Below are 5,593 nucleotides of genomic sequence, written 5' to 3'. Positions count from 1 at the left end.
CACCCGCTCCTCCTGCCCCCGAGCCGTCCCCCGCCATGCCGTCCCTTCTTCCGCTCTCCTCCGCCCGCGCCGCCGGGCTCCTCGCGGCGCTCGCGCTGGTGCTCACCAGCGCCACGCCCGCGTTCGCCCTGCCGGGCGGAGGCAAGACGCCCCGCGCCATCGTGGAGGCGGACTCCGACCTGCCTCCGCCGGTGACGGGGGTGGACGTGGAGGAACACCTGGGGGAGCCGCTCCCCCTGGAGACCCGCTTCCTGGACTCCACCGGGGAAGAGGTGCGGCTGGGCACGCTGCTGTCGAAGACGCGCCCCACCCTGCTCACGCTCGTCTATTACGAGTGCCCCATGCTCTGTAACCTCGTCATCAACGAGCAGGTCCGCGTGATGCGCGAGCTGGGCCTGGAGCTGGGCAAGGACTACGAGGCCGTCACCGTCAGCATCGACCCCAAGGACACCCCGGCGCAGAGCGTGGAGCGCAGGCGCAAGTACCTCCAGTCCATGGGCAAGCCGGAGACGGCTCCATGGCACTTCCTCACCGGCACCGACGAGAACATCCGCAAGCTCGCCGATGCCGTGGGCTTCAAGTACACGTATGAACCGAGCACGAAGCAGTACGCCCACCCCGCGGTGGTCACCGTGCTCACCCCGGAGGGGAGCATCTCCCGCTACCTCTACGGCACGTCGTTCGACCGCAAGGACGTGAAGCTTTCGCTGCTGGAAGCAGCGGGCGGTCGGGTCGGGACGAGCGTCGATCGCATCGTCATGTCCTGTTTCAAGTATGACACCGCCACGCGGCGGTACGGTTTCTACATCTTCGGGTTCATCCGCCTGGGCTCCCTGGCTGTCTTCGGCGCCCTGGCCACGATGCTGATCTATTTCTGGAGGCGCGAGCTGAAGAAAGGCGCGACTACATGAGCGACCTGGCCAACCAATTCCTGTTCCTCCCGGAGCGCGCGTCCACGTTCGCGGAACGGGTCGACTTCCTGCACTACTTCGTCGTCGGCACGACGATGGTGATGTCCGCGGGCGTCGGCCTCGCGGCGCTCTTCATGTTCTTCCGCTACCGCCGGCGGGAGGCCCACCAGCACACGGAATACGTGGTGCCGGACCTGAAGACGGAGTTCCTCTTCGTCTCCGTCCCGCTGGTGTTCTTCCTGGCGTGGTTCGCCATCGGGTTCCGGGACTTCACCTGGTTCACCACTCCGCCCAAGGACTCGATGGATGTCTACGTCATGGGCAAGCAGTGGATGTGGAAGTTCTCCTACCCGGAGGGCCCCAACGGCGTGAACGTGCTGCACGTGCCGGCGAACCGCCCGGTGCGCCTGCTCATCACGTCCCGCGACGTCATCCACTCCTTCTACGTCCCGTCCTTCCGCATCAAGATGGACGCGCTGCCGGGCCGCTACACGCAGGCCTGGTTCGAGGCGACGAAGCCCGGCACGTACCAGGTGCTCTGCACCGAGTACTGCGGCCTGTCGCACTCGAAGATGCTGGCCGAGGTCGTCGTGCTCGCGCCGGAGGACTACGAGAACTGGCTGCAGGAGCAGCAGCGTGGCCGCCTGCAGGACCGGCAGGACGCGCTGGCGGACACGTCGCTCGTGCCGCCCGTCGCCCACATGGCCGAGCAGGGCCAGAAGCTGGTGGGCACGCAGGGCTGCCTCAAGTGCCACTCGGTGGACGGCTCCAAGCACATCGGCCCCACCTTCCTGGGCATGTACGAGCGCGAAGAGAAGCTCGACGATGGCCAGACCATCCGCGTGGATGAAGCCTACATCACCCAGTCGATGATGGACCCGGGCGCGCACATCGTCGCCGGCTACCAGAACGTGATGCCGACCTACCAGGGCAAGCTGCAGGGCCCCGAGTCGGCCGCCATCGTCGAGTACATCAAGACGCTGCGCACCGCGAACGTGCGCGAGACCGCTTCCGAGGGCCCCGCCTATGACCCCATCCAGTAGCATCGCCGCGCCGGGGGCCGTCCCCGGCCATGAGGCGCACGACGACCACGGCCACCACCCGAGCTACCTGACGGACGGCACCACGGTGAAGTCGTGGCTGCTGACGGTGGACCACAAGCGCATCGGCATCATGTACATGGCGTGGATCCTGCTCTTCTTCCTGGTGGGCGGCATCTTCGCGCTGCTCATCCGGATCGAGCTGCTCACGCCCGGCCCGACCATCATGGACGCGATGACGTACAACCGCGTCTTCACGCTGCATGGCGTGGTCATGATCTTCCTGTTCATGATCCCCGCCATCCCGGCCATCTTCGGCAACTTCATGCTGCCGCTGATGCTGGGCGCCAAGGACGTGGCGTTCCCGCGGCTGAACCTGCTGTCGCTCTACGTGTACCTGGCGGGCGCGGGCTTCGCGCTCTGGGGCATGCTCAACGGCGGCCTGGACACCGGCTGGACCTTCTACACGCCGTACAGCGCGCACACGACGACCACGGTGGCGCCGGTGCTCTTCGGCGCGTTCATCATCGGGTTCAGCTCCATCCTCACGGGCATGAACTTCATCGTCACCACGCACACCATGCGTGCGCCGGGCATCACCTGGTTCAAGATGCCGCTGATGGTGTGGGCGCTCTACGCCACCAGCTGCATCCAGGTGCTGGCGACGCCCGTGATTGGCCTGCTGCTCCTGCTGGTGACGGCGGAGAACCTGTTCAGCCTGGGCATGTTCGACGTGGCCCGCGGCGGTGACCCGGTGCTCTTCCAGCACTTGTTCTGGTTCTACAGCCACCCGGCCGTGTACATCATGGTGCTGCCGGCGTTCGGCGTGATGAGCGAGGTCGTCTCCACGTTCAGCCGCAAGAACATCTTCGGCTACCGCGCGGTGGCGTACTCCAGCGTGGGCATCGCGTTCGTGGGCTTCTTCGCCTGGGGCCACCACATGTTCGTGTCCGGCCAGTCGACCTTCAACGCCGGCGTGTTCGGCGTGCTGTCGATGCTGGTGGGCGTGTTCACGGCCATCAAGGTCTTCAACTGGGTGGGCACCGTCTACAAGGGCGCGGTGGAGTTCAGCACCCCGTTCGCCTACTTCTGCGGCTTCCTGTTCTTCACCGTGTTCGGTGGCATGACGGGCATCGCGGTGGCGACGGTGTCGCTGGACGTGGCGTGGCACGACACCTACTTCGTCGTGGCGCACTTCCACTTCATCATGGTGGGCGCGACGATCATGGCCTTCCTGGCCGCGCTCCACTACTGGTTCCCGAAGATGTTCGGGAAGATGTACCACGACGGGTGGGGCCTGGTTTCCGCGGCCCTCATCATCCTGGGCTTCAACGCGACGTTCATCCCCCAGTTCCTCGTGGGCAACGCGGGCATGCCGCGCCGCTACTACGAGTACCCGGAGCGCTTCCAGGCGCTGAACGTGGCGTCCACGGCCGGTGCGTCGCTGCTCGCGTTCGGCTTCATCATCATCGCCATCTACCTGACCTACGCGCTCATCTACGGCGAGCGCGTGGACAACCCGTGGAACAGCAAGGGCTACGAGTGGCTGACCCACTCGCCTCCGCCCACGCACAACTTCATCGGGCCCCAGCCGACGTATCCCGAGGAGCCGCACTTCTACGTGGATCCGAAGAAGGCCCAGGGCGAGGTGTCGGATGTCTAGCGCTCACGTGACGCCGGGCTCGGTGCCCGGTCCCAAGCTGGCTGCCCACTTCGCGTCGCTGGAGGTCCAGAAGCACGCGGCGCGGTTGGGCATGTGGCTGTTCCTCGCCACGGAAATCCTGCTCTTCGCGGGTCTGTTCGCGTGCTACGCGGCCTACCGCTTCCTGTTCCCGGAAGCGTGGGCGGCCTCCAGCCGCAGCCTGGACCTGACGATGGGCACCATCAACACGGTGGTGCTCATCACCTCCTCGTTCACCGCCGCCATGGCGGTGCACTACGCCAAGGAGGGGAAGAACAAGATGGTGGGGCACATGAACGTGCTCACCCTCCTGATGGCGGTGGGCTTCCTCGTCATCAAGTTCTTCGAGTACAAGCACAAGTTCCACATCGGGACGCTGCCGGGCCGCTACTACTTCTACGAAGGCATCCAGCTGCCGGGCGCGCCGATGTACTTCACCGTGTACTTCGCCTCCACGGCGCTGCACGCGCTGCACGTCGTCATCGGCATGACGGTGCTGGCGTTCGCCACGGTGCGCGCGTACCGCGTCGGGGACTTCAACGCGAACAACTACACGCAGGTCGAGCTGGGCTCCATGTACTGGCACCTCGTCGACCTGGTGTGGATCTTCCTCTTCCCGATGCTGTACCTGGTCTGAGGGTTACGCACATGGCCATCGCCAACGAATCGCGTCAGGAAGAGCACAACATGCAGGAGCACCACGGCGCCGGGCGCTACGTGGTCATCTGGATTGCCCTGCTGGTGCTGACGGTCGTCACCGTGTTCACCGGGCGCATGCACCTGCCTGACTTCGGCCTGGTGCTCGCGCTCATCATCGCCAGCGTGAAGGGCACGCTGGTGGCGCTGTACTTCATGCATCTGAACGAGCACCAGGGCGCCAACCGCCTGGTGTTCGCCGTGTCCATCCTGTTCGTGGTGCTGCTCATCGGCTTCTCGCTGATGGACATCGGCACCCGCTTCCGTCTGGCCAACCCGCCGGGGTCGCAGTACAGCGACCTGCAGGCGGTGGACATCGGAGCGAACCCGACGGAAGGCCGCACGGGTGGCCACCAGCAGATCCAGAAGCAGATCCACGAGAAGCACGAGTAGTCCGTCGCCTCTCGCGGTCCCCTGAAGCACGAACGCGGCGCCCGGGATTCTTCCCTGGCGCCGCGTCGCTTTTGGCGGGCCTGGGTGGCCCGGCCCGCCGGAGGGGGACTACAGGGCGACGGTCAGGTTGAAGGACAGCGCCGTGTCGGTGGACACCTTGCCCGGGGGCGGGGCGCTGTCGGACTTCACGAGGAAGCCCACGCCCAGGGCCAGCGCGTCCGTGAGGTTCGCCATCACCTGCGTCTGGCTGCTGAAGAGGATGCGCGAGTCGGCGATGACGCTGACCAGGATCTCCGCCTCTTCCTGGAAGGTGATGTCCTTGGAGACGCCGTAGCGGAACAGGGCGCCGAAGCGCGGACCGCCCAGGTCCACGTCCGGCAGGTCCACGCGATCCGGGTAGTACTGGAAGCGCATTTCGCGCGCGTAGCGGAAGGCGAAGTCGGTGCGCAGGATGGTTTCGCGCACGCTGGCCTTCTCATCCCTCTTGGTGTCGAACCAGAAGATGCTGGCACCGGCTTCACCGTAGGGCCGCGCCTCCACGCTCTTGATGTGGTCCGTGTCGACGCCGCTCAGCAGGTAGCCGCTGATCTCCTGCGTGAAGCGGCGGTCCCCACGCAGCTCGACGCCGGCGTTGAGGGCCACCACCTGGGACAGGGACTCCACCACCCCTTCCACCTGGGGCGGGCGGCTGCGGCCGTACGCGCCGTAGGCCTTCACGGAGTAGATCCAGTTCTCCGTCTTGCGCAGCGCGCTGGCCAGGCCGCTCACGGTCAGCGTGGACGCGTTGCCGGTGAGGGAGATGAGGCTCAGGCCCACGCTGACGTCCCAGGTGCTGGGCTTCGCGGGGGCTGCCGCGGGGGCGGCCTCGGGGG

Annotated in this window: 6 protein-coding genes; 5 read left to right on the top strand and 1 reads right to left on the bottom strand. The window is 66.2% G+C overall.

All coding sequences use genetic code 11. The features are described from left to right. The first annotated feature begins 35 nt into the window (after positions 1-35). Genes D7V80_RS39980 through D7V80_RS39960 form a run of 5 tightly spaced genes read left to right on the top strand, consistent with a single transcriptional unit; the run spans position 36 to position 4,721 of the window. Complete coding sequence (locus D7V80_RS39980) at positions 36-911, top strand: SCO family protein (protein WP_120593015.1); 876 nt, start codon at positions 36-38, stop codon at positions 909-911. Then, positions 908-1,954: a cytochrome c oxidase subunit II gene (gene coxB, locus D7V80_RS39975; RefSeq protein WP_120593014.1), complete on the top strand. Its 1,047-nt coding sequence runs from the start codon at positions 908-910 to the stop codon at positions 1,952-1,954. The genes D7V80_RS39980 and coxB overlap by 4 nt, the downstream gene beginning before the upstream one ends. Continuing rightward, complete coding sequence (locus D7V80_RS39970) at positions 1,938-3,614, top strand: cytochrome c oxidase subunit I (protein WP_120593013.1); 1,677 nt, start codon at positions 1,938-1,940, stop codon at positions 3,612-3,614. The genes coxB and D7V80_RS39970 overlap by 17 nt, the downstream gene beginning before the upstream one ends. Continuing rightward, positions 3,607-4,269, top strand: a complete 663-nt coding sequence (locus tag D7V80_RS39965) for a cytochrome c oxidase subunit 3 family protein (protein ID WP_120593012.1) — start codon at positions 3,607-3,609, stop codon at positions 4,267-4,269. The genes D7V80_RS39970 and D7V80_RS39965 overlap by 8 nt, the downstream gene beginning before the upstream one ends. An 11-nt stretch (positions 4,270-4,280) precedes the next feature. Then, the gene (locus tag D7V80_RS39960) at positions 4,281-4,721 is read left to right on the top strand and encodes a cytochrome C oxidase subunit IV family protein (RefSeq protein ID WP_120593011.1); all 441 of its coding nucleotides are present in this window, start codon (positions 4,281-4,283) and stop codon (positions 4,719-4,721) included. A gap of 108 nt (positions 4,722-4,829) precedes the next feature. Here D7V80_RS39960 and D7V80_RS39955 read toward each other — a convergent pair. Next, a partial coding sequence (locus tag D7V80_RS39955) for a DUF481 domain-containing protein (RefSeq protein WP_233586073.1) occupies positions 4,830-5,593 on the bottom strand: 764 nt, incomplete at its 5' end.

The organism is Corallococcus sp. CA054B (genome assembly GCF_003611625.1).
Classification (GTDB): domain Bacteria; phylum Myxococcota; class Myxococcia; order Myxococcales; family Myxococcaceae; genus Corallococcus; species Corallococcus coralloides.
Note: the sequence above shows the minus strand (reverse complement) of the source record. Positions and strands in the feature narration are given on the sequence as shown.

Coding starts and splice junctions, on each gene's coding strand:
- D7V80_RS39980 (WP_120593015.1), top strand. CDS start 36: ATGCCGTCCCTTCTTCCGCTCTCCTCCGCCCGCGCCGCCGGGCTCCTC.
- coxB (WP_120593014.1), top strand. CDS start 908: ATGAGCGACCTGGCCAACCAATTCCTGTTCCTCCCGGAGCGCGCGTCC.
- D7V80_RS39970 (WP_120593013.1), top strand. CDS start 1,938: ATGACCCCATCCAGTAGCATCGCCGCGCCGGGGGCCGTCCCCGGCCAT.
- D7V80_RS39965 (WP_120593012.1), top strand. CDS start 3,607: ATGTCTAGCGCTCACGTGACGCCGGGCTCGGTGCCCGGTCCCAAGCTG.
- D7V80_RS39960 (WP_120593011.1), top strand. CDS start 4,281: ATGGCCATCGCCAACGAATCGCGTCAGGAAGAGCACAACATGCAGGAG.